16 protein-coding genes are annotated in these 19,454 nt (G+C 68.9%); 8 read left to right on the plus strand and 8 right to left on the minus strand.

Annotated features, from left to right (window positions below):
• Window positions 1–138 precede the first annotated feature (138 nt).
• The 4 genes from ACFWP0_RS15510 (at window position 139) to ACFWP0_RS15525 (ending at window position 3,914) form a co-directional block, all read left to right on the plus strand.
• A complete protein-coding gene (locus tag ACFWP0_RS15510; protein WP_377843474.1) occupies window positions 139–1,014 on the plus strand; it encodes a LysR family transcriptional regulator in 876 nt (291 codons plus the stop codon).
• 129 nt (window positions 1,015–1,143) lie between these two features.
• Window positions 1,144–1,929: an aldolase gene (locus ACFWP0_RS15515; protein WP_377843476.1), complete on the plus strand. Its 786-nt coding sequence runs from the start codon at window positions 1,144–1,146 to the stop codon at window positions 1,927–1,929.
• 43 nt (window positions 1,930–1,972) lie between these two features.
• Window positions 1,973–3,301, plus strand: a complete 1,329-nt coding sequence (locus tag ACFWP0_RS15520) for an MFS transporter (protein ID WP_377843477.1) — start codon at window positions 1,973–1,975, stop codon at window positions 3,299–3,301.
• A 7-nt stretch (window positions 3,302–3,308) separates the two neighbouring features.
• The gene (locus ACFWP0_RS15525; RefSeq protein ID WP_377843479.1) at window positions 3,309–3,914 is read left to right on the plus strand and encodes a 2-hydroxychromene-2-carboxylate isomerase; all 606 of its coding nucleotides are present in this window, start codon (window positions 3,309–3,311) and stop codon (window positions 3,912–3,914) included.
• 43 nt (window positions 3,915–3,957) lie between these two features.
• Here ACFWP0_RS15525 and ACFWP0_RS15530 read toward each other — a convergent pair whose 3' ends face one another.
• The 4 genes from ACFWP0_RS15530 to ACFWP0_RS15545 form a co-directional block, all read right to left on the minus strand.
• Window positions 3,958–5,217 carry an ABC transporter substrate-binding protein gene (locus ACFWP0_RS15530; protein WP_377843480.1) on the minus strand — a complete coding sequence of 420 codons (1,260 nt, stop codon included), beginning with the start codon at window positions 5,215–5,217 and terminating at the stop codon, window positions 3,958–3,960.
• Window positions 5,218–5,438: 221 nt separating this feature from the next.
• A complete protein-coding gene (locus tag ACFWP0_RS15535) occupies window positions 5,439–6,182 on the minus strand; it encodes a GntR family transcriptional regulator (RefSeq protein WP_377843482.1) in 744 nt (247 codons plus the stop codon).
• A gap of 14 nt (window positions 6,183–6,196) precedes the next feature.
• Entirely contained in the window at window positions 6,197–7,792 is a 1,596-nt protein-coding gene (locus tag ACFWP0_RS15540; protein ID WP_377843484.1) for an AMP-binding protein, read from the minus strand.
• 3 nt (window positions 7,793–7,795) lie between these two features.
• Entirely contained in the window at window positions 7,796–8,836 is a 1,041-nt protein-coding gene (locus tag ACFWP0_RS15545; protein ID WP_377843485.1) for a cyclase family protein, read from the minus strand.
• Between the two features lie 103 nt (window positions 8,837–8,939).
• Here ACFWP0_RS15545 and ACFWP0_RS15550 point away from each other — a divergent pair, with 103 nt between their 5' ends.
• Together ACFWP0_RS15550 and ACFWP0_RS15555 are read left to right on the plus strand one after the other, a co-directional pair.
• Window positions 8,940–9,935 carry a Bug family tripartite tricarboxylate transporter substrate binding protein gene (locus ACFWP0_RS15550; RefSeq protein WP_377843487.1) on the plus strand — a complete coding sequence of 332 codons (996 nt, stop codon included), beginning with the start codon at window positions 8,940–8,942 and terminating at the stop codon, window positions 9,933–9,935.
• Window positions 9,932–10,654: an SDR family oxidoreductase gene (locus ACFWP0_RS15555; protein ID WP_377843488.1), complete on the plus strand. Its 723-nt coding sequence runs from the start codon at window positions 9,932–9,934 to the stop codon at window positions 10,652–10,654. Before ACFWP0_RS15550 ends, ACFWP0_RS15555 begins: the two co-directional genes overlap by 4 nt.
• Here the strand turns inward: ACFWP0_RS15555 and ACFWP0_RS15560 are convergent.
• Complete coding sequence (locus ACFWP0_RS15560) at window positions 10,651–11,502, minus strand: GlxA family transcriptional regulator (protein ID WP_377843490.1); 852 nt, start codon at window positions 11,500–11,502, stop codon at window positions 10,651–10,653. The genes ACFWP0_RS15555 and ACFWP0_RS15560 overlap by 4 nt on opposite strands.
• A gap of 90 nt (window positions 11,503–11,592) precedes the next feature.
• Here ACFWP0_RS15560 and ACFWP0_RS15565 point away from each other — a divergent pair, with 90 nt between their 5' ends.
• Window positions 11,593–12,267, plus strand: coding sequence for a DJ-1/PfpI family protein (locus tag ACFWP0_RS15565; protein WP_377843492.1), 675 nt, complete (start codon window positions 11,593–11,595; stop codon window positions 12,265–12,267).
• Window positions 12,268–12,278: 11 nt separating this feature from the next.
• Here ACFWP0_RS15565 and ACFWP0_RS15570 read toward each other — a convergent pair whose 3' ends face one another.
• Window positions 12,279–12,761: an Lrp/AsnC family transcriptional regulator gene (locus ACFWP0_RS15570; RefSeq protein WP_377843494.1), complete on the minus strand. Its 483-nt coding sequence runs from the start codon at window positions 12,759–12,761 to the stop codon at window positions 12,279–12,281.
• Window positions 12,762–12,893: 132 nt separating this feature from the next.
• Here ACFWP0_RS15570 and ACFWP0_RS15575 point away from each other — a divergent pair, with 132 nt between their 5' ends.
• Window positions 12,894–13,526 carry a LysE family translocator gene (locus ACFWP0_RS15575; protein WP_377843496.1) on the plus strand — a complete coding sequence of 211 codons (633 nt, stop codon included), beginning with the start codon at window positions 12,894–12,896 and terminating at the stop codon, window positions 13,524–13,526.
• Between the two features lies 1 nt (window position 13,527).
• Here ACFWP0_RS15575 and ACFWP0_RS15580 read toward each other — a convergent pair whose 3' ends face one another.
• Window positions 13,528–15,414: an ABC transporter ATP-binding protein gene (locus ACFWP0_RS15580; RefSeq protein WP_377843497.1), complete on the minus strand. Its 1,887-nt coding sequence runs from the start codon at window positions 15,412–15,414 to the stop codon at window positions 13,528–13,530.
• Between the two features lie 392 nt (window positions 15,415–15,806).
• Window positions 15,807–19,424 carry a thiol reductant ABC exporter subunit CydC gene (gene cydC, locus ACFWP0_RS15585; protein ID WP_377843499.1) on the minus strand — a complete coding sequence of 1,206 codons (3,618 nt, stop codon included), beginning with the start codon at window positions 19,422–19,424 and terminating at the stop codon, window positions 15,807–15,809.
• Between the last annotated feature and the right edge of the window lie 30 nt (window positions 19,425–19,454).

Here is a 19,454-nt window from a genome sequence, read left to right on the forward strand (position 1 = left end):
TCTCCTGCAAGGACGCAGCCGGTAAGGGTACGCCTGTCCCGGGTTAGCGCAAATCCCCGTAGTGCCGCGCCCGGCCGTTGGGGCACACTGTCAGCCGCGCCGGGACGAGCGCGTCAGACCAGTACAAGGGGTTGCAGCATGGACACGCCGGACCGGCAGTTACGCTATTTTGTGCGGATCGCGGAACTCAAATCGCTGTCGCGCGCGGCCGAGGACCTGGACCAGACGCAATCCGGCCTGAGCCGGCAACTGGCCGCGCTGGAAGCGCACGTGGGCAAGCCGCTGTTCATCCGCACCGGGCGGGGCGTGGAACTGACGGAGGCCGGCATGCGCCTGCTGGACGGCATCCAGCCGGCCTACCAGAGCATCGACCGTGTGCTCGAAGCGGTGCGCCAGCGCGAGGGCGTGACCCAGGGCACCGTGCGGCTGGCCACCGTGCATACGCTCAGCTACTACTTCATGGCCGAGGTGGTGGCCAGCTTTGTCAGCAGCCATGAGCACGTGAACCTGTCCGTGATGGGCCGCAGTTCCCCGGAGGTGGTGGCGCTGGTGGAAGGCGGCAAGGCGGACGTGGGCTTTGTCTACGACGCCGCGGTGGCCTCGGACAACCTGGCGTCCACCACCTTGTTCGACGACGAGATGTGCCTGATCGTGCGGCGCGACGTGCCGCTGATGGACAACGTGGACCTGGCGGGCATGGCGCTGCGCCTGGTGGGGTTCCCTTCGCACTACGCGTTGCGCAAGATGATCCACAGCGCGGGCCTGGAGCCCGAGTTCGTGGCCGAGGCCGAGACCATCGACGCCATGCTCAAGCTGGTGTCCTCGGGCGTGGGCGCCTGTATCCTGCCCTCGCGCATCCCGGACAAGCTGCTGACGGACTATGAGCTGCGCAAGATCCGCATCCGCAGCCCGATCCTGCGCCGGCGAGTGGTGGCCATCACCCTGGCCCACCGGCAGCCGCTGCCGCTGGTGGGCGAACTGCTGGCCTGCGCGCGCCGCATCGCCGCGCAGTAGCCGCCACCCCGCGCCGGCTGCGCCGAATAGCAGCTATGAGCCTGGCTGCATGGCTTGATCGCGCTGCCGTTTCCATACTGTCGATACCTCGCGCGGCATCCGTTGACGGGGAATAGACAAGGGGAAACCATGAGCACCGCACTTCGAGAGAAATCGTATTTCGACACCCGCGCCACGCAGGAGATGGCGCGCCATCTGCGCGCCGCGCCGCGCGGCATCCAGCAAACCATGGCCTATGCCTGCCGCATCCTGGCCATGACCGGACAGGAGGCCGGACTGGCGGGGCAGATCAGCGTGCGTTCGGAGCGGCCCGGCGCCTATTGGACCTTGCGCTTCGGCCTGGGCTTTGACGAGGCGACCCCGGCGGACTTCATCGAGGTCGACCGCGACCTGCACACCCTGACGGGCGAGGGCATGGCCAATCCGGCCACGCGCTTTCACCTGTGGGTCTACGAGGCGCGGCCCGACGTGCAGTCCATCATCCACACGCACTCGCCCTGGGCGTCGGCGCTGGCCGCGGCGCGCCAGCCGCTGGTGATCTCGCAGATGGACATGACGCCGCTGCATGACGACTGCGCGTTCCTGGGCGAATGGCCCGGCGTGCCGATCGCGGACCAGGAAGGCGTGATCATTTCCGAGGCGCTGGGCCGCAAGCGCGCCATCATCCTGGCGCATCACGGCTACCTGACGGCGGGCGGCTCCTGCGAAGAGGCGACCTACCTGTCGGTCTACCTGGAACGGGCGGCGCGCATGCAGATCCGCGCGCAGGCGTTCGGGCCATTGACGCCGGTGGACGACGCGCTCGCGCGCGAGGCGCACGACTATCTGCTCAAGCCTTCCATCGTCCGCGCGACCTTCGACTATTGGGCCCGCCAGACGCACGGCATCGCGCCGCTGCCGCTGCCCGCCGCCTGATTCCGCGTCGCCTCCTTTTCAGCTCTTTCCTTGGGGAGTCACGATGATGACGACCAAACCTGCGGCTGCGCGTTCGCGCCGCGACTATGTGACGGCCGGCCTGGCCAGCATGATGGGCACCACGATCGAGTGGTACGACTTTTTCCTGTACGGCACGGCTGCCGCGCTGATTTTCAACAAGATCTTCTTTCCCGCGTTTGACCCGCTGACCGGGACGCTGGCGGCATTCGCCACGTACTCGGTGGGCTTTTTCGCGCGGCCGCTGGGCGGCGTGATCTTCGGCCACTACGGCGACAAGATCGGCCGCAAGTCCATGCTGCTGATCACCTTGCTGCTGATGGGCGTGCCCACCATCCTCATCGGGCTGATCCCGTCGTATGACCAGATCGGCTACTGGGCGGCCGTGCTGCTGGTGCTGATGCGCTTCCTGCAAGGCATCGCGGTGGGCGGCGAGTGGGGTGGGGCGGTGCTGATGGCGGTGGAGCACGCGCCGGAGGGCAAGAAGGGCTTCTTTGGCAGCCTGCCGCAGGCCGGCGTGGCGCCGGGACTGATCCTGTCGTCCCTGGCGATGGGCGCGGTGGCGGCCCTGCCCGAGGCGGACATGCTGGCCTGGGGCTGGCGCCTGCCGTTCCTGGCCAGCGTGGTGCTGCTGCTGGTGGGCTGGTTCATCCGGGTCAAGGTGGCCGAATCGCCGGACTTCGAGCAGATGCAGAAGAAGGGCGCCAAGGTCGAAGTGCCCGTGGCGGAAGTGCTGAAGAAGCATCGCCGCGCCCTGCTGGTGGTGGTGGGCGCAAGGCTGGCCGAGGTGACCTGGTTCTACACGGTGGTGACGTTCTCGCTGGCGTACGCCACGGGCACCCTGGGCATCCCGCGCTCGGTCATGCTGGACGCCACGATCTGGGGCGCCGCCATCGCGCTGTTCACCATGCCGCTGTTCGGCATCCTGGGCGACCGGATCGGCCACAAGTGGGTGTTCATGGCGGGCGCCGTGGGCATTCTGGCGTGCGCGCCCGTCTTCTTCCACCTGCTGGGCACGGGGGACAAGGCCTGGATCATCGTGGCGGTGTGCCTGGCGGTGGGGCTGGTCTACGCTTGCCTGTACGGGCCGGAGGGCACGCTCTTCTCCAGCCAGTTTCCGGCCCACGTGCGCTACACCGGCATTTCGCTGGCGGTGCAGGTGTCCGGCGCCATCGGCGGCGGACTGGCTCCCATCGTGGCGACCTGGCTGCTGGCCAAGGGCGGAGGCGATCCGAAGTACGTGGTCTGGTATCTGAGCATTCTGGGCGTGATCGCCGTATTCAGCGCCTGGCGCATGCGGGGCGACGCTGCCGCGCAGCCGGCGCTGCGCGTGCCGGCCGCCGCGCGGACCTGAGGACGACATGAAGACGATCGACTATTACTTCTGGATGAACTCCGACTGGGCCTACCTGGGCGCCGACCGGCTGGAGGCGCTGGCCGCGCGGCAACAGGCGGCGATCCGCCACCTGCCCGTGGACCTGCCCGATGTCTATGCGCGCACCGGGGGCGTGCTGCTGGGCCGGCGGTCCCCGGAACGCCAGGCCTATCGCGTGGCGGAACTGGCGCGCTGGTGCCGCAAGCTGGGCATCCACGTCAATCCGCAGCCGGCCTTCATGTGTCCCGACGCGGGCCTGGCGTCCCGCATCGTGATCGCGGCCGATCGCGCCGGGCTGCCGGTGCCGGCGTTGTACAAGGCCATCTTGAAGGCCGAATGGTGCGACGAGCAGGACATTTCCGATCTCGCCGCCTTGCGCGGCATCCTGGAGCGGCTGGGGCTGGACGCTCCGGCGCTGCTGGCGGCGGCCGCGCAGCCCGCCATCGAGTCGGCCTATCGCCGCAACACGGACGACGCGGTCAAGGCCGGGGTGTTCGGCTCGCCCGCGTATGTGTACCGGGGCGAAGTGTTCTGGGGCCAGGACCGGCTGGAGATGCTGGAAGAGGCGATCGCGGCGCCGGACGCCCGATAGCCGGCGCGGCGGGCAGGCGCAGCGCCTGCCCGCCGCATCGCGCCTACTTCTTCACCAGCGGGCAGGTGGACTTCGACAGCGGCATGAAGGCCTGGTCTCCCGGCAGGGTGGCCACCAGCTTGTAGTAGTCCCAGGGCCGTTTGGATTCGGACGGCTTTTTCACCTCGAACAAATACATGTCGTGGACCATGCGGCCGTCCTCGCGGATGCGGCCGTTGGCGGCGAAGAAGTCGTTGATCGGCATGGACTTCATCTGCTTCATCACCGCGACGGGCTCGTCAGTGCCCGCCGCCTGCACCGCCTTCAGGTAGTGCATTACCGAGGAATACGTGCCCGCCTGGCTCATGTTGGGCATCTTCTTCAGCTTGTCGTAGTAGCGCTGGGACCAGGCCCGGGTCTGGTCGTTCATGTCCCAGTAGAAGGCTTCGGTCAGCGTCAGCCCGGCCGCGGCGTCCAGGCCGATGGCGTGGATGTCGTTGATGTACAGGAGCAGGCCCGCCATCTTCTGCCCGCCCTTGGTCAGGCCGAACTCGCTGGCCGCCTTGATGGCGTTGACCGTGTCGCCGCCCGCATTGGCCAGGCCCACGATTTGCGCCTTGCTGGCCTGCGCCTGCAGCAGGTAGGAGGCGAAGTCGCTGGAGCCCAGCGGATGGCGCGAGGCCCCCACGACGGTGCCGCCGTTGGCCTTTACGACTTCCGTGGCGGACGCCTGCAAGGTGTGGCCGAAAGCGTAGTCGGCCGTCAGGAAGTACCAGCTCTTGCCGCCTTGCTCGACCGTGGCGCGCGCGGTGGTGTTGGCCAGCGACCAGGTGTCGTAGGTGTAGTGCACGGAATAGGGCGAGCACAGGTCGTTGGTGATGCGTTCGGTGCCTGGACCGCTGAAGACCACGATCTTCTTCTTTTCCCGCGCGACTTCCAGCACGGCCAGCGCGGGCGCGGAGCCCGCCACGTCCATGACGGCGTCCACCTTCTGGGTGTCGTACCACTCGCGCGCCTTGGCGGCGGCGATGTCGGCCTTGTTCTGATGGTCCACCACCATCAGGTCCACCTTCTTGCCCAGCACCGTGCCGCCAAAATCGGCGATCGCCATTTCAGCGGCGGTGGCGCTGCCTTTGCCGGTCACGTCGGCGTAGACGCCGCTCATGTCCAGGATCAGGCCCAGGCGGACCACGTCGTCGGAGATCGCGGGGGCTGGCGTTTGCGCTAAGGCAGCGGGCGCGGCGGCGACGGCCGCCATGGCGAACAACTGGGCAAGCGTGCTGCGGCACTGCAATGAAATCCGGGGCTTTTCGGCATGTCTCATGGTTTGTCTCCCTGTGTGCCGGATTTGTTTGGCCGCCGGGCCGTCCCAAGGCAAGACCGCCCCCTTTGGGGGCAGCAAGCCTGCGGAAGCGGGTGCGGCGTGGGGGCTGATTCTCGGATTGCGCTGGCGCTTGTTATGGCGTGCTGCGGCGCCTTGTTGTGGGACTGCGGCGGTCGGCGTGGCGTTGGATGGGCTCCTTGGGTCGGGTTGGGGCGCTGCGGTCAGCGGCTGGTCAGCAGGTCGAACTCCATCCGCACTTTCCGGAACGGGAACTCCAGCCGCGCGAAATACACCACGCGGCCATCGATGCAGGCATAGCGGCGCAGTTCGGCCACCGGAGACGACACGGGAATCTGCAAGGATTCCGCCGACTCCTGTCCCGCCTCGATTACGTTGAGCACCTGGCGCGCCTCGGTGATGCGCGCGCCGTAGAACTGGTCCAGCACGGGCGCCACCGTGCTCTTCTGGATGCGGGCCCGGTGCTTGCGGAACAGCCCGCTGTCCAGGAAGACCTCGCTATAGCAAAAGGGCCCGGCCTCCGTGGTGTGGACGCGGCGCAGGTACTGGAAGCTGCCGCTGCGGTCGGCGCCGCAAGGCATGCCCAGCGTGTCGGGCAGCGGCGAATCCGCGCTGGATTCCACCAGCGACACCGTGCCCAGCTGGTTGCTCAGCTCGACGGTCTCGGCCCAGGTCTTGGGAATCAGCAGCGTGGGCGTTTCGGGCAGCTCGGCGTTGACGAAGGTGCCCGACCCGCGCGAACGCCGGATCAGGCCGTCCTCTTCCAGCAGCCCGAAGGCCTGGCGTATGGTCGCCCGCGAGATGCCATAGGTCTCCATCAGCGATTCCAGCGGCGGGATCTGCTGTCCCGGCCGCCAGGTGCGGTTCTGGATATGGCTGCGAAAGAGCGCAGCCGCCTGCAGGTAGAGCGGCTGGGGGCTGCGCGAGAAGAGCTTGCGGGCGGGCATGGTCGGGCCGAGGGCTAGGATGAAGAATCCGAGAGCATAGCGTCCGCCATCTCGCGCAGCCGGTGCTTCTGGATCTTGACCGAGTTGGCGCTCTCCACCGAGGGGAAGGCGTCCAGCACGGTAAAGCCCGCCGGCGCCTTGAAACCCGCCATGGCGGCCTTGCAGGCGGCGGTCCAGCCGGCGGGGTCCGCGCGGGCGCCCTCGTGCAGCAGCACGAAGGCGTAGGGCACGATCTTGCCCTTGCTTGCCGCGCCCACCACCTGGCAGGCGCGCACGCCGGGCAGGGTTTCGACGACCTGTTCGATCTCCACCGGATTGACCAGGAAACCGGACAGCCGCAGCGAGTCTCCCATGCGGGTCTGGAACACGAACTGGCGCGGGGTCAGCGTGTAGCCCAGGTCTCCGGTCTTGAAATAGCCGTCGTCGGTGACGGCGTTGCGGGTGGCTTCGGGATTGTCCAGATAGCCCTGCATCAGGCTGGGCGACAGGATCTCGATCTCGCCGGACTGGCCATGGGGCAGCACCTGCCCGGACTCCGGGTCCCGCGCGCGCACCCGGGCTTCGGGATAGACCAGCGTGCCGCCGGGCTGATGGCGGGCCGACACATCGCCTTCGGCCGGATCGCGGGGCTGGCCGGCCACCAGCGCGATCAGTTCGCTGGACCCGTACAGGCCGATGAGCGGCACGCCGGCCTCGCGGGCCAGGTCCAGCATGTTGTCCAGCGCCGGCGTGAAGCTGGCAAAGCCGAACAGCCGCGCCGAGGCGAAGTTCGCGGGCGGCGCGGCCTGCATCATGCTCACGAGCGCCTCGTTGTTGGCGTAGGTGTGCGTCACCGCGTAGCGGGCGATGGCGTCGGCGGACTGCGCGGCGTTGAACACGGGCGCGCAGACCACGGGTACGCCCCGCGCCAGGCCGCCCGCCAGCGTTGCGAAGCCGAAGGCGCCGCAGAACGGCGCGCTGGCCAATACGCAGCTGCGGTCGTCGTAGCCGTGCGCCCGCGCGACCGCCGCGCCGTGGCGCAGCAAGGTCTGCTGGTCATGCAGCACGAACTTGGGCTTGGACGTTGTGCCGGACGTGGTGAAGCACAGCACGCCCGCATTGCCCTGGGCGGCGGGCGCCGGGTCGGCGCAGGCCAGCAGGTCGGCATAGCGGTGCGCCGGCTTGCCGTGCAGCGACGAGGCCACGGGTTCGCCCGCTTCGGACAGCGCGACCACGCCTTGCAGGCGCGTCAGGTCCGCGGGCGCCACGCCGTCCAGGATGCCCTGGAAGTCGATGCCCTTGAAGCCTGGCCAGAACACCAGCCAATCGGCCTGGCCGCGCCCCAGGATGTCGGCCACCTCCAGCGCGCGAAAGCGCGTGTTGACCGCCAGCACCAGCGCGCCCAGATGGGCGCAGGCCAGGAAGGATTCCACCCAGGCCGTGCAATTGGGCAGCCAGACGGCGACGCGGTGGCCGGGGCGCACGCCGATGCGGGCCAGGCCGGCGGCCAGCGCGCGGCTTTGCGCGCGCAGGGCGGCGACGCTGATCCGCTGGTCCTGGTCGACCAGCGCGGTGGCGTCCGGCTGGCGGGCGGCAAGCAGGTCCAGGTGTTCGGAGAAAGTCGAGGTCATGGCTTACACCGTGGCGATGGGCGTCACGGGAGAACCCACCGCGCCGGGCATGCGCAAGGGCGGGGCGGTCAAGAGGAAGCGGTTGCGTCCCTGCGCGTGCAGCCAGTCGGCCAGGTCCTTCAGGTACCAGAGCTCGGCGAGCGGCACGCCCAGCTTGAACAGGCAGTGATGATGCAGCGGCAGGATCGAATGGCCGGGCCCGGACGCGCGCGCGGGATAGGATTCCACCGCGTAGTTGTCGGCGCATATCGCCGCGACGCCGGAATCCGTGATCCAGTCCAGCAGCGCCTGGTCGGAACCGTCCAGCACGGCGCCCGTCTCTTCCAGCTTGTGCGGATCGGGCTGGCCGCCCATCGCCACGATGCTCTCCGCGAAACCCGTGCGCAGCACCAGCATGTCGCCCGTTTCCAGCACGGCGTTCTGTTCGCGCATGGCGGCCTGCAGCTCCGCGTGGCCCACCAGGGTGCGGCCGGGGCCGAACGCGCGCGCCAGGTCCACCAGCACGCCGCGCCCCTGCATGCCTTTTTCCGCGTAGCCGCTGACGCTGAGCTTGCGCGCATATGAGCCGCCGGGCGGGCAGCAGGCCTCGGGGGAAGTGTCCGGATCGGCGCCGCCAAATACATCGACGCCGGCGGCGTAGCCGTTGTAGTAGACGCGGCGGGCCTCGCCATCGCCCTGGATGTCGAACATGGCGCCGACATGGCACAGGCCGTCCCACTGCGTGGAGTACTGCATGGATAGCGTCACCTGGTCATCGGACAGCACGTCCACCGCATCGGGCTGCACCTGCGACATCGCGAAGTTCAGGTAGGGCGTGCCCTCGCGGAAGGTGGGCTTGAGCATGGGCGCGTGGCGGCGGGGATTGAGCACATTGCCCCCGGGCAGGTCCAGCGGCAGCGACAGGCAGAACACCTTGCCCGCGCGGACCTCGCGCACGGCCTGCAGCACCTTCTCTTCTGTCAGCAGGTTCAGGCGGCCGAGTTCGTCGTCCGGGCCGAAGTCGCCCCAGGTCGATCCTTCGGGGCGTTGCGTCCAGCGTTTCATTTGCTTGTCTCCTGTCGGTTTTCTATGTTCTTATGAATATAGTACGTATTTACGTACTTTAAAAAGAAATCCGCAATCAGCGGATTCGATAGGAGACAAAACCATGACGAAATTGCTGCATCCGCGCGCCGCGTGGCCCAGGCTGGCTGTCGCCGCGCTGGCCTTGCTGGCGCTGCCCTCGGCGCATGCCGCCGGGTATCCCGACCATCCCGTCACCGTCGTCGTGCCGTACCCGCCCGGGGGCGGCGCCGACCTCTTTGGCCGCGCCATCGCCAATGCGCTGCAGCCCGGCCTGAAGCAGACCGTGCTGGTCGAAAACAAGCCCGGCGCGGGCGGCAATATCGGCATGGCCTACGTGGCCCGCGCGAAAGCCGACGGCTACACCCTGGGCCTGGGCACCATCGGCACGCAGACCATCAATCAATTCCTCTACAGCAACATGGCGTTCGACCCCGAACGCGACCTGGTGCCGATCGCGCTGGTGTCCACCACGCCCAATGTCATCGCCGTCAGCGCGAAGTCGCCCTACAAGACGGTGGCGGACGTCATCAAGGCGGCCAAGCAGTCGCCGGACAAGAAGCTGACCTACGCCTCGCCCGGCATCGGCTCGTCGGTGCACCTGACCGGCGCCTATTTCGAAGCGATGGCGGGCGTGACGATGCTGCACGTGCCGTTCAAGGGCACGTCCGCATCCTTGCCCGCCGTGGCGGGCGGGCAGGTCGATCTGCTGTTCGACAACCTGCCCGGCGCGCTGGCGCAGATCAAGGACGGCAACCTGGTGCGCGGCGTGGCCGTGACTTCCGCCGCGCGCGATCCGTCGGTGCCCAATCTGCCCACCGTTGCGGAGTCCGGCCTGCCGGGCTTTGACGTCACCGCCTGGTTCGCGCTGTACGCGCCGCGCGATACGCCGGCGCCCGTCGTCGCGCAACTGATAGACGCTGCCCGCAGCGGCCTGCAAAGCCAGGTCATCGCCACCAACTTCGCCACCATGGGCGCCAAGCCCGGCACGCTCTTCGGCGCGGATCTGGCCGCCTTTGAAGTCGCGGAGCGCAAGAAATGGGGCGGACTCATCAAAGACAAAGGAATCACCGCGCAATGAACATACCCATCGCTCTTGTCACCGGCGGCAGCCGGGGGATCGGCCGCGCCATCGTCGCGCGCTTGCTCGACGACGGCTATCAGGTCGTCAACTTCAGCCGCACGGCGCCCGCTCAGGTGCTGCGCGGCGAAACCTTCCGTTCGGTCGACCTGGGCGATGCGGGGGCGACCATTGCCGCGGCGCGCGAACTCGCGGCCGAGCGGCCTGTGCTGAACCTGGTCAACAACGCCGGCATGATCCAGGTCGCCAATATCGAGGACGTCACGCCGCAGGAGCTTGCGCGCACGATGGCGCTGAACGTCGCCGCGCCCATCCTGCTGATGCAGGCGCTACTGCCCGGCATGCGGGCGGCGGGATATGGGCGCGTCGTGAACATCGGCAGCCGCGCCGCGCTGGGCAAAGGCGGGCGGACGGTCTACGGCGCGTCCAAGGCCGGGCTCGCGGGCATGACCCGGACCTGGGCGCTGGAACTGGCCGGCGACGGCATCACGGTGAACACCGTGGCGCCGGGGCCGGTCGCGACCGAACTGTTCAATCAGTCGAATCCGCCGGGCGCGCCCAAGACGCTGGCGCTGGAAGCCTCGATCCCGGTGGGCCGCGTCGGCCGGCCGGAAGAGGTGGCGCACACGGTCGCCATGTTCCTGGACCCGCGCGCGGGCTTCATGACGGGGCAGCTGCTGTACGTGTGCGGCGGCGTGTCGGTGGGGCTGGCGGGCTAGGGGCTGCTTTTTCTCGGCGCCGCGCCGGCGCCTTGCAGCGCGCTGGCGCGTTCTTCGCGCAGCCGCCGCAGTACTTCGGTGGGAGCCACGCCAAAATGCGCGGCGAACTTGCGCTGGAAGGTGCGGCGCGACATATGGCAGGCGTCGGCCATGTCGTCCACCGACCAGCGCGCCGACAGCCTGGCTTCCATTTTCTCGACCAGGTCGCGAAAGGGCGCGGCGATCCGGTCCTGCAAGCGCAGGATCTGGCTGTACTGCCGCTGGTCGCCGTTGCGGCGCATGAAGACCACCAGCCGCCGCGCCACCTGCTGAGACAGCGCCGCGCCGAAGTCGCGCTCGATCAGCGCCAGCCCCAGGTCGATGCCGGCGGTGACGCCCGCCGACGTCCAGTATTTGCCGCTTTCGATGAAGATGCGGTCGTCTTCCACCCGCAGGGCGGGGTAGAGCTGGCGCAGGCGGTCCGCCGAGCGCCAGTGGGTGGTGACGGCGCGGCCATTGAGCAGATCCGCGGCGGCCAGCACGAAGGCCCCGGTGCAGACGCTGCAGGTGCGCCCCGTGCCGGCGTCGCGGCGGCGCAGCCAGGCGCGCGTTTCCCCGTGGGCGCTGGCGCGGTCCACGCCGGGGCCGCCGGGCACGAACAGCATGTCGATGGGCGCGTCGCCGTCTTCCTCGAAGGTCGCGTCCGCCTGCATGCGCAGCCCCTGTTCCCAGGTGGCGACCACCGGCGTCGCGGCGATAGTGCTTAACTGATAGAGCTTGCGGCCCGCCTCTTCGTTGGCCGAGCTGAAGGCTTGCCACGGGCCGGCCAGGTCCAGCGGCTGGAAGCCGTCGTACAGGACGAACACCACGCGTTGTGGCGCGTTTGGCGCGGATTTTGGCGCAACGGGCCGGGCGCGTCCGCCTATGCTGGACGCTGGCGTTTCCAAGGGAGCATCGTCATGCATGTGAATTTTGTCTTGTTCGAAGGATTGACCCAGCTTGATATGACCGGGCCGTATGAGGTGCTGGCGAACGCGCCGGGCTTCACCGTGGATTTTGTCGCAAAAACGCTGGACCCGGTGCGTTGCGACCGCGGACTGCGATTCGTGCCGACGCAGACGCTGTCCTCGGCTCCGCCGTGCGATCTGCTGGTGGTGCCGGGCGGTCCAGGCACGGATGATGCCATTGTTGATCCGGATTGGGTGGCTTTCACCCGCCGGCAGGGGCAGGGCGCGCAGTACCTGTTCGGCATCTGCACGGGATCGCTGCTGCTGGGCGCGGCAGGCTTGCTGCGCGGCAAGCGGGCGTCCAGCCATTGGCGCGCGCGCGAGCTGCTGTCGCGTTTCGGCGCCATCCGCAGCGACGAGCGCATGTGCGTGGACGGCAATGTCTACACCGCGGGCGGCGTGACCTCGGGGATCGACATGGCGTTGAAGGTGGTGGCGGCGCTGTGCGGCGAGGATGTGGCCAAGCTGATCCAGCTGCAGATTGAATACGACCCCAAGCCGCCGTTCCCGGGCGGCACGCCGGCGACCTCGGAGCCGGCCGTGGTGGAGCGCTACCTGGCGATGTCCCAGGCGCGCTTCGAACGCCGCTGCGCGGCGGTGGACCGCGCCGCCGCCGCGATGCCCTAGACCGGCGCGCCTTACCTGGCCAGATGGTCCAGCGGCAGCGGGCTCTGCGGCTTGACCGTCTGGATGGCGAAGTTGCTGCGGATGTCTTTCACGCCCGTCAGCTTCAGCAGGGTATGCAGCAGGAACTGCTCATAGCCGCGCAGGTCCGGCACCACCACCTGCAGCAGGAAGTCGGATTCGCCGGACACCAGATGGGCGGCGACGACTTCCGGCAGGGCGCTGACTTCCTGCCGGAATTTCTCGGCGTCGCGCTCGTGGTGGCGCTCGACCTTCACGCCCACGAACACCGTGAGCCCCAGGCCGACTTCGTGCGGGTCCAGCCGCGCTTCATAGCCTTGGATGACGCCGGCCTCTTCCATCATCCGCACCCGCCGCAGGCAGGGGGACGGGGACAGGCCGATCTGCTCGGCCAGCTCGACATTGGTCAGGCGCCCGTTCTTCTGCAGGGCATCGAGAATGCGCCGGTCATAGGCGTCGAGTTCGCGTTTTGGCATGAGTTTTAAACAGAAATGTTGGGATTGGCTGATTATGCCAATAATGGCCTATCGGTTGGCATGAATCGCATGCACATGCCAGCCCGCTTTTTCTAGAATGACGCCATGGAATAGCTGCGTGGGAGCGCAATCATGACCGATATGGCGTTGTTTCTGGGAGCGTTGGCGATTGTTTATGTGGTGCCCGGACCGGACATGATCCTGCTGCTGGAAACCGGGCTGCTGCGCGGCCGCGGGCAGGCGCTGGCGGTGGCGGCCGGGCTTGCGATTGCGCGGACGGCCCATGTGACGCTGGCCGCGCTGGGCCTGGCGGCCCTGTTCAAGACCCATCCCTGGGCATTCGACGCGGCGCGCACGGTGGGCGGCTGCTATCTGGTGTGGCTGGGCGTGCGCCTGTTGCGCGCGGGCCCGATGTCCTATGCGGCCACGGGCGGCGCCGCGCCCCGCCACGCGGGCTGGCGCGCGGCGCTGCTGAGCGGCGTGCTGACCAGCGTGCTCAATCCCAAGGCTCTGCTGTTCTGCTCGGTGCTGCTGCCCCAGTTCGTGTCGCCCGCCCAGGGATCGATCGCTCAGCAGTTCGCCGTGCTGGGCGTGATCCTGGTCGGGCTGGGGCTGGCGTTCGATGTGATGTGCGCGCTGGCGGGCGGGGCGGTGGGCCGATGGATGTCCGCCAGCCCGCGCGCGCAGAAGGCGCAGAGCGTGGTGTTCGGCGCCGCCCTGATCGGCTTTGGCCTGCGCCTGACCTTCGCCCAGCGCCCCGCCTGACTTATTTGCCGAAGGCGTACGACGCCGCGTCCACGTCCTCGGCCTTCGCGGGCGGCGGCGCGGCGCCGTCTTCCAGCAACTCCGCCTGCGTCAGGCCCTTGGTCAGCTCCAGGGCCTGGCGTTCGAACAGGCGCCGGTACAGGCCGCCCTTCAAGCGGATCAGCGCATCGTGGCTGCCTTCCTCGATGATGCGGCCATGGTGCATCACCAGCAGACGGTCCAGCGCGCGCACCGTGGACAGCCGGTGCGCCACCACCAGCGTCGTGCGGCCTTCCATCAGGCGGTCCATCGCCCGCTGGATCAGCACCTCGCTTTCGCTGTCCAGGCTGGACGTGGCTTCGTCCAGGATCAGGATGGGCGCGTCCGCCAGGAACGCCCGCGCGATCGCCACGCGCTGGCGTTCGCCGCCGGACAGCTTCACGCCGCGCTCGCCCACCAGCGTGTCGTAGCCCTTGGGCAGCGTCATGATGAAGTCGTGCGCGCTGGCCAGCCGGGCGGCCTGCTCGATCTCGGCCTGCGTGGCGCCCGGGCGGGCATAGGCGATGTTCTCCGCCAGGGTCCGGTGAAACAGCACGGGCTCTTGCTGCACGATGGCGATCTGGCTGCGCAGGGACGCCTGCTTCACCTGGGCGATATCCTGCCCGTCGATGGCGATGCGGCCGTCGTTCACGTCATACAGGCGCTGGATCAGCTTGATGAACGTGGTCTTGCCGGAGCCCGAGTGGCCCACCAGGCCGACGCGTTCGCCCGGCGCGATGCGCACCGAGAACTTGTCGTACAGCGCGGTGTTGTGCGAGCCATAGCGGAACGTCACGTCCTCGAAGCGGATTTCGCCGGCGGTCACCTCGATGCCGCCCGCGCCGGGCTTGTCTTCCACGCCCAGCGGCTGCTTTTCCAGCGACACCAGTTCTTCCATGTCGTTGACCGAGCGCTGCAGGTTGCGGATATGCATGCCCACGTCGCGCAGATAGCCTTGCAGCATGAAGAACATCGTCAGCGTGAACGTGATGTCGCCCACGCTGGCCTGGTTGCGCGACCACAGCACGAGCGACGCGCCGAGGATGGCGGCCTGCATGGCCACCAGCATCGCGCCCTGGATCCCGCCGTTGAAGGTGGCGCGCACCCAGGTGCGGCGCGTGCGGCGGCGCCACTTGTCGATGACGCGGTCCAGGCGCGCTTCTTCGCGCGTTTCCGCGCCGAAGGCCTTGACCACCGCGTTGCAGCTCACGGCGTCGGCCAGCGCGCCGCCCATGCGCGTGTCCCAGGCGTTGCCCAGCCGCGCCGCGGGCGCCACATAGCCCAGCGACAGCGCCGCCGTCACCGCGATGTACAGCACCGAACCCAGGCCCACCACCAGCCCCATCAGCGGCCAGTGCGCGCCCAGCAGGGCGGTTGCGCCCACCAGCATCACCACGGACGGCAGCAGCGCCACCAGCAGCGTGTCGTTCAGCACGTCCACCGCCCACATGCCGCGCGTGATCTTGCGCACCGTGGAGCCGGCGAAGCTGTTGGCGTGCCAGTCGGTGGAAAAGCGCTGCACCCGGTAGAAGGCGTTGGAGGCGATGCCGTTCATCATCTTCAGGGTGAACGTGATGATGTTCTGGAACACCGCCTGGCGCAGCAGGGTGCCGCCCACGCCCAGCGCCACCAGCAGCCAGAAGGCCGTGATGGCGGCGCTCCAGGCGAGCTGCTCGCCGGCGGCGCCGGACGCGACGGCGTCGACCAGGCGGCCGGCGTACATCGGGGTCAGCACGTCAGCCACCGCCGACAGCAGCGCCAGCGCCGCGATGACCAGGATGCGCAGGGGCTGCCGGCCCCAATAGCGGAAGGTAAAGCCCAGGACGTCCTTGAAGGCCTGTCCTCGAAAGTCGATTTTTTTTCTAGCCATTGCAATGGCCTGGCGGCACAAGACACGCCAGGATGTCCTTGTGAGGAAAGAGGGGAAAACAAGCCATGCGCCCGTCAGGGGCCGGCGATTGCGTTTAAAGGTTTGGGGCGGGCGCGGAGGACCAGTCGCCAGGTAAAAAGCTGGCGATGGGTCCGCGCGGGCGACGACTTAATGGCGTCGCGGAGACACGCGCGGGATGGCGTTGAGCATGGGATACATCATCATGCGCCTCCCTGTCGGTGGGTAGAGTGGAGTAAAGGAATGGGCACAGGCCCGAATTGCTGATTCTATAGAATTGATGTAGGCGAATCAACGTGGCGCGTGCAGGGAAGAGGCGCGCTGTGGGTTTTTTTCAACTCTTCCCGCCGCCGCTTCGCCTGCCCGCGCCAATGCTAGGTTGGAACAGGCGCCGCGCTGCCGACGCCGTAGCCGCCCTGGTGGCTGGCCAGGCGCGCGTAGGCCCCTTGCTTGCGCAGCAATTGGTCGTGCGTGCCGGCTTCGGCCAGGGTTCCCCGGTCCAGCACCAGGATCAGGTCGGCGTCGCGGATGGTGGACAGCCGGTGCGCGATGACCAGGGTGGTGCGGTGCCGCATCAGCACGTCCAGCGCGCCGCGCACCTGCATCTCGGACAAGGTGTCCAGGTGCGAGGTGGCTTCGTCCAGGATCAGCACCGGCGCGTTCTTCAGGAAGGCCCGCGCGATCGAGATGCGTTGGCGCTGGCCGCCCGACAGCTGCATGCCGCGTTCGCCCACCCGCGTCGCCAGCCCGTCGGGCAGGCTCTTCACGAAGTCCGCCAGCGCGGCCTGCTCCAGCGCGCGCGCCAGATCCTCGCGGCTGGCCTCGGGACGCGCCAGCCGGATGTTGCCTTCGAGCGTGTCGTTGAACAGATAGGTGTCCTGGGTGACCAGCGCCACGCGTTCGCGCAGGCCGTCCAGCTGCAGCTGGCGCACGTCCACGCCGTCCAGTTTCACCATGCCCTGGCGCGGATCCCAGAAGCGCAGCAGCAGGCTGGCCACCGTGCTCTTGCCCGCGCCCGAGGCGCCCACCACCGCCACCGTGGCGCCGGCGGGCGCCGTGAAGCTCAGATCGCGCAAGGTGTCTTCGTTCTTGCCCGGATAGGCGAAGCTGACATGCTCGAACGCCAGCGACAGGCCATGCGTGGCGACGGGCGCGGGCAGGGGGCCGTCGACCACCGGCTCGGGCTCGTTGCTGACCACATGCAGGCGGCGCGTGGCGGCGATGGTGTCCGCGAGCTGCCGGCTGACCTGCGAGATCTCCGATACCGGCAGGAAGGTCGCCAGCGCGATCAGCACCAGCAGCGGCAGCATGCTGGCCGACAGCGCGCCGGCCTGCACCTGCAGCGCGCCCACGACGGCCACGGCCAGGCCGCCCAGCCCCATCGCGACTTCAAACCAGGCGGTCTGCCGGGACAAATCGCGCAGGATGGCCAGGCGCCGCGTGCGGTAGCGGTCGGCCACCTGCAGGAACTGGTCGCGGCGGCGGCCGGTGGCCTGGAAGGCGGTCAGGTCGGCCAGGCCCTGGATCGTATCGGTGGTGTGGGCGCTCATTTCCCCCAGCGCCTCGCGCGCCTTGTCGCCCAGGGCGTCGACCTTGCGGCGCCCGCGCACCGGCGACACCAGCGCATAGGCCAGGAAGGGCAGCAGCGCCAGCGCCACGGGCCAGCTGTAGAAGCCCAGGAAGCCCAGCACGGACAGCGGCACCAGCACCGACACGATGGCCGGCGCGATGGTGTGGGCGTAGAAGTACTCGACCATCTCGACGTCCTGCGTGGCGAGCGCCACCAGGTCGCCCGAGCGCCGCTGCAGCAGGTAGGCCGGGGCCAGGCGCTCAAGCTTGTCGTAGAGCTTGACGCGCATGTCGGCCAGCAGCTGGTACGCCATGGCGTGCGCCAGCCATGATTCCAGCCAGTGGAACAGCGCGGCCAGGGGCGCCGCGATCAGCAGGCCCACGATCAGGCCCGAGATCTCGCGCCCGTCGCGGATGGCGGCCACGATCAGCGCGCTGAACACGCCCACGCCGATGAAGGCGGCCACCCGCGCCACGCCCAGCAGGATCGTCGCGGCGAGCGTCCCGCGCCATGGGCGCACGACCGACAGCAGGGTGCCCAGGGTGGCGCGCCACCCGACATGCGCGGCGTCGGCGTCCAGCGCGCGCAGCGCGGGTCCTTGCCTGTCGGATCCGTCGTTTTGCGCCGCGTCGCCCAGCGTTGCCGCGGCCTGGGCGGCGGCCGGCGCGGCCGCGCCGGCCGAAGGGTTCTGGTGCGCCGCCGCCTGTTCATGCATCAGGCGGTAGTACAGGCCGCGCCGGGCCATCAGTTCCGCATGCGGGCCGGACTCCACCACGCGACCCTGGTCGAGGACCAGGCAGCGGTCGGCACCGATGACGCTGGCCAGTCGGTGGGCCAGGATCAGCGTCGTGCGGCCGGCCATCAGGCGGTCCAGGGCCTGCTGGATCAGCGCTTCGTTCTCGGTGTCCACCGACGAAAGCGCTTCGTCCAGGATCAGGATGGGCGCGTCGCGCAGCAGGGCGCGGGCGATCGCCACGCGCTGGCGCTGGCCGCCCGACAGTTGCAGGCCGCGTTCGCCGATGCGGGTGGCGTAGCCGTCCGGCAGCGCCATGATGAAGTCGTCGATGTTGGCGGCGCGGGCGGCTGCGCGCACCTGCTCGTGCGTGGCGTCCGGGCGGCCCAGCCGCAGGTTGTCGTCGATGGCGCCGTGAAATAGCGTGATGTCCTGGCTGACGAGCGCGATGTGCGACAGCAGCGTCTGCGTGTCGAGCGTGTTCACGTCGCGGCCGCCGACCCGGATGCTGCCGGCCTGCGGCACGCATTCGCGCAGCAGCAGGCGCACGATGGTGGACTTGCCCGCGCCGCTGGGGCCGACCACGCCGACCCGCTCGCCCGCCGCGATGGTGAACGCCAGGCCCTGGTGGGCGGGCCGCTCGGGCGTGTAGGAAAAGGCGACGCCGTCGAACTCGATGGTGGGGGCCAGGCGGGCGGGGGCGGCGCCGGCTGCGCGCGCGTCGGGCGCGGGGGTCAGGGGCCGGGCGTCCATCAGGGCATGGATGCTGACGGCGGCCGATTGGCCCAGCATGCCCCGGTGCAGCACCGAACGCAGGTCGCGCAGCGGGCGGAAGATCTCGGTGCCGGCCATCAGCACGATCAGCAGGGCTTCCACGCTCATGTCGCCGGCGGCCACGCGCCAGGCGCCCAGCGTCAGCGCCAGCGCCGCGCCCAGCGCCACGCCCAGGTCGCTGATGCCGCGCGTCAGCAGGCTGACGGACAGCACCCAGAACGTGTTGTCCGACAGGCTGCGCGCGCGGGCGGCCAGCCGCTGGCCCCAGGCCTTGCCCTGGCCATAGGACTTCAGCGTGGGCAGTCCCTGCACCGCGTCCAGGAAGTCTTCGCCAAAATCATTCAGCGACTGCGTGCGCGCCAGGCTGGCGCGCCGGTCCAGCATGTGCACCGCCATCGGCCCAAAGAGCGCGAACAGGGCCGCGCCCAGGAAGACCAGCGCGGTGGGCACGTCCCAGAACGCGATCACGGCAAAGATCGCGAAGGGCGCGGCCGCGGCGATCGCCACCTGCGGCAGGTACTGGCCGAAGAAGGTCTGCAGTTGCTCGACGCCGTCCACCACGGTCAGCATGATGCCGCCGGTGCGCTGGTTGGCGAACCACGCGGGTCCCAGCGCCACGATGCGGTCGTACAGCCTGCCGCGCAGCACGTGCTGCACGGTGGCCGAGCAGCGGTTGGCCTGCACGGTGCGACAGTGGTCGAAGAACGCCCGCAGCAGCACCATCGCGGCCACGCACAGCGCGGGCGTGATCCAGTCCTGCCAGGGCGCGCCGTCGAACACGCGGGCCAGCAGCTGGCCCAGGAAGACATAGCGGGCGATGCCCGCCGCCAGGGCCAGCAGGCCCAGGAAGATGCCGCCCGCCATGCCGGCGCGCATGCCCAGCGTCAGCCGCCAAAGCCTTGAATCGAAATACATGGCATTACTCCATCCAGAGCCTGCATGGTC

The sequence above is a fragment of the Achromobacter sp. NPDC058515 genome (genome assembly GCF_042721735.1).
Lineage (GTDB): Bacteria > Pseudomonadota > Gammaproteobacteria > Burkholderiales > Burkholderiaceae_B > Achromobacter.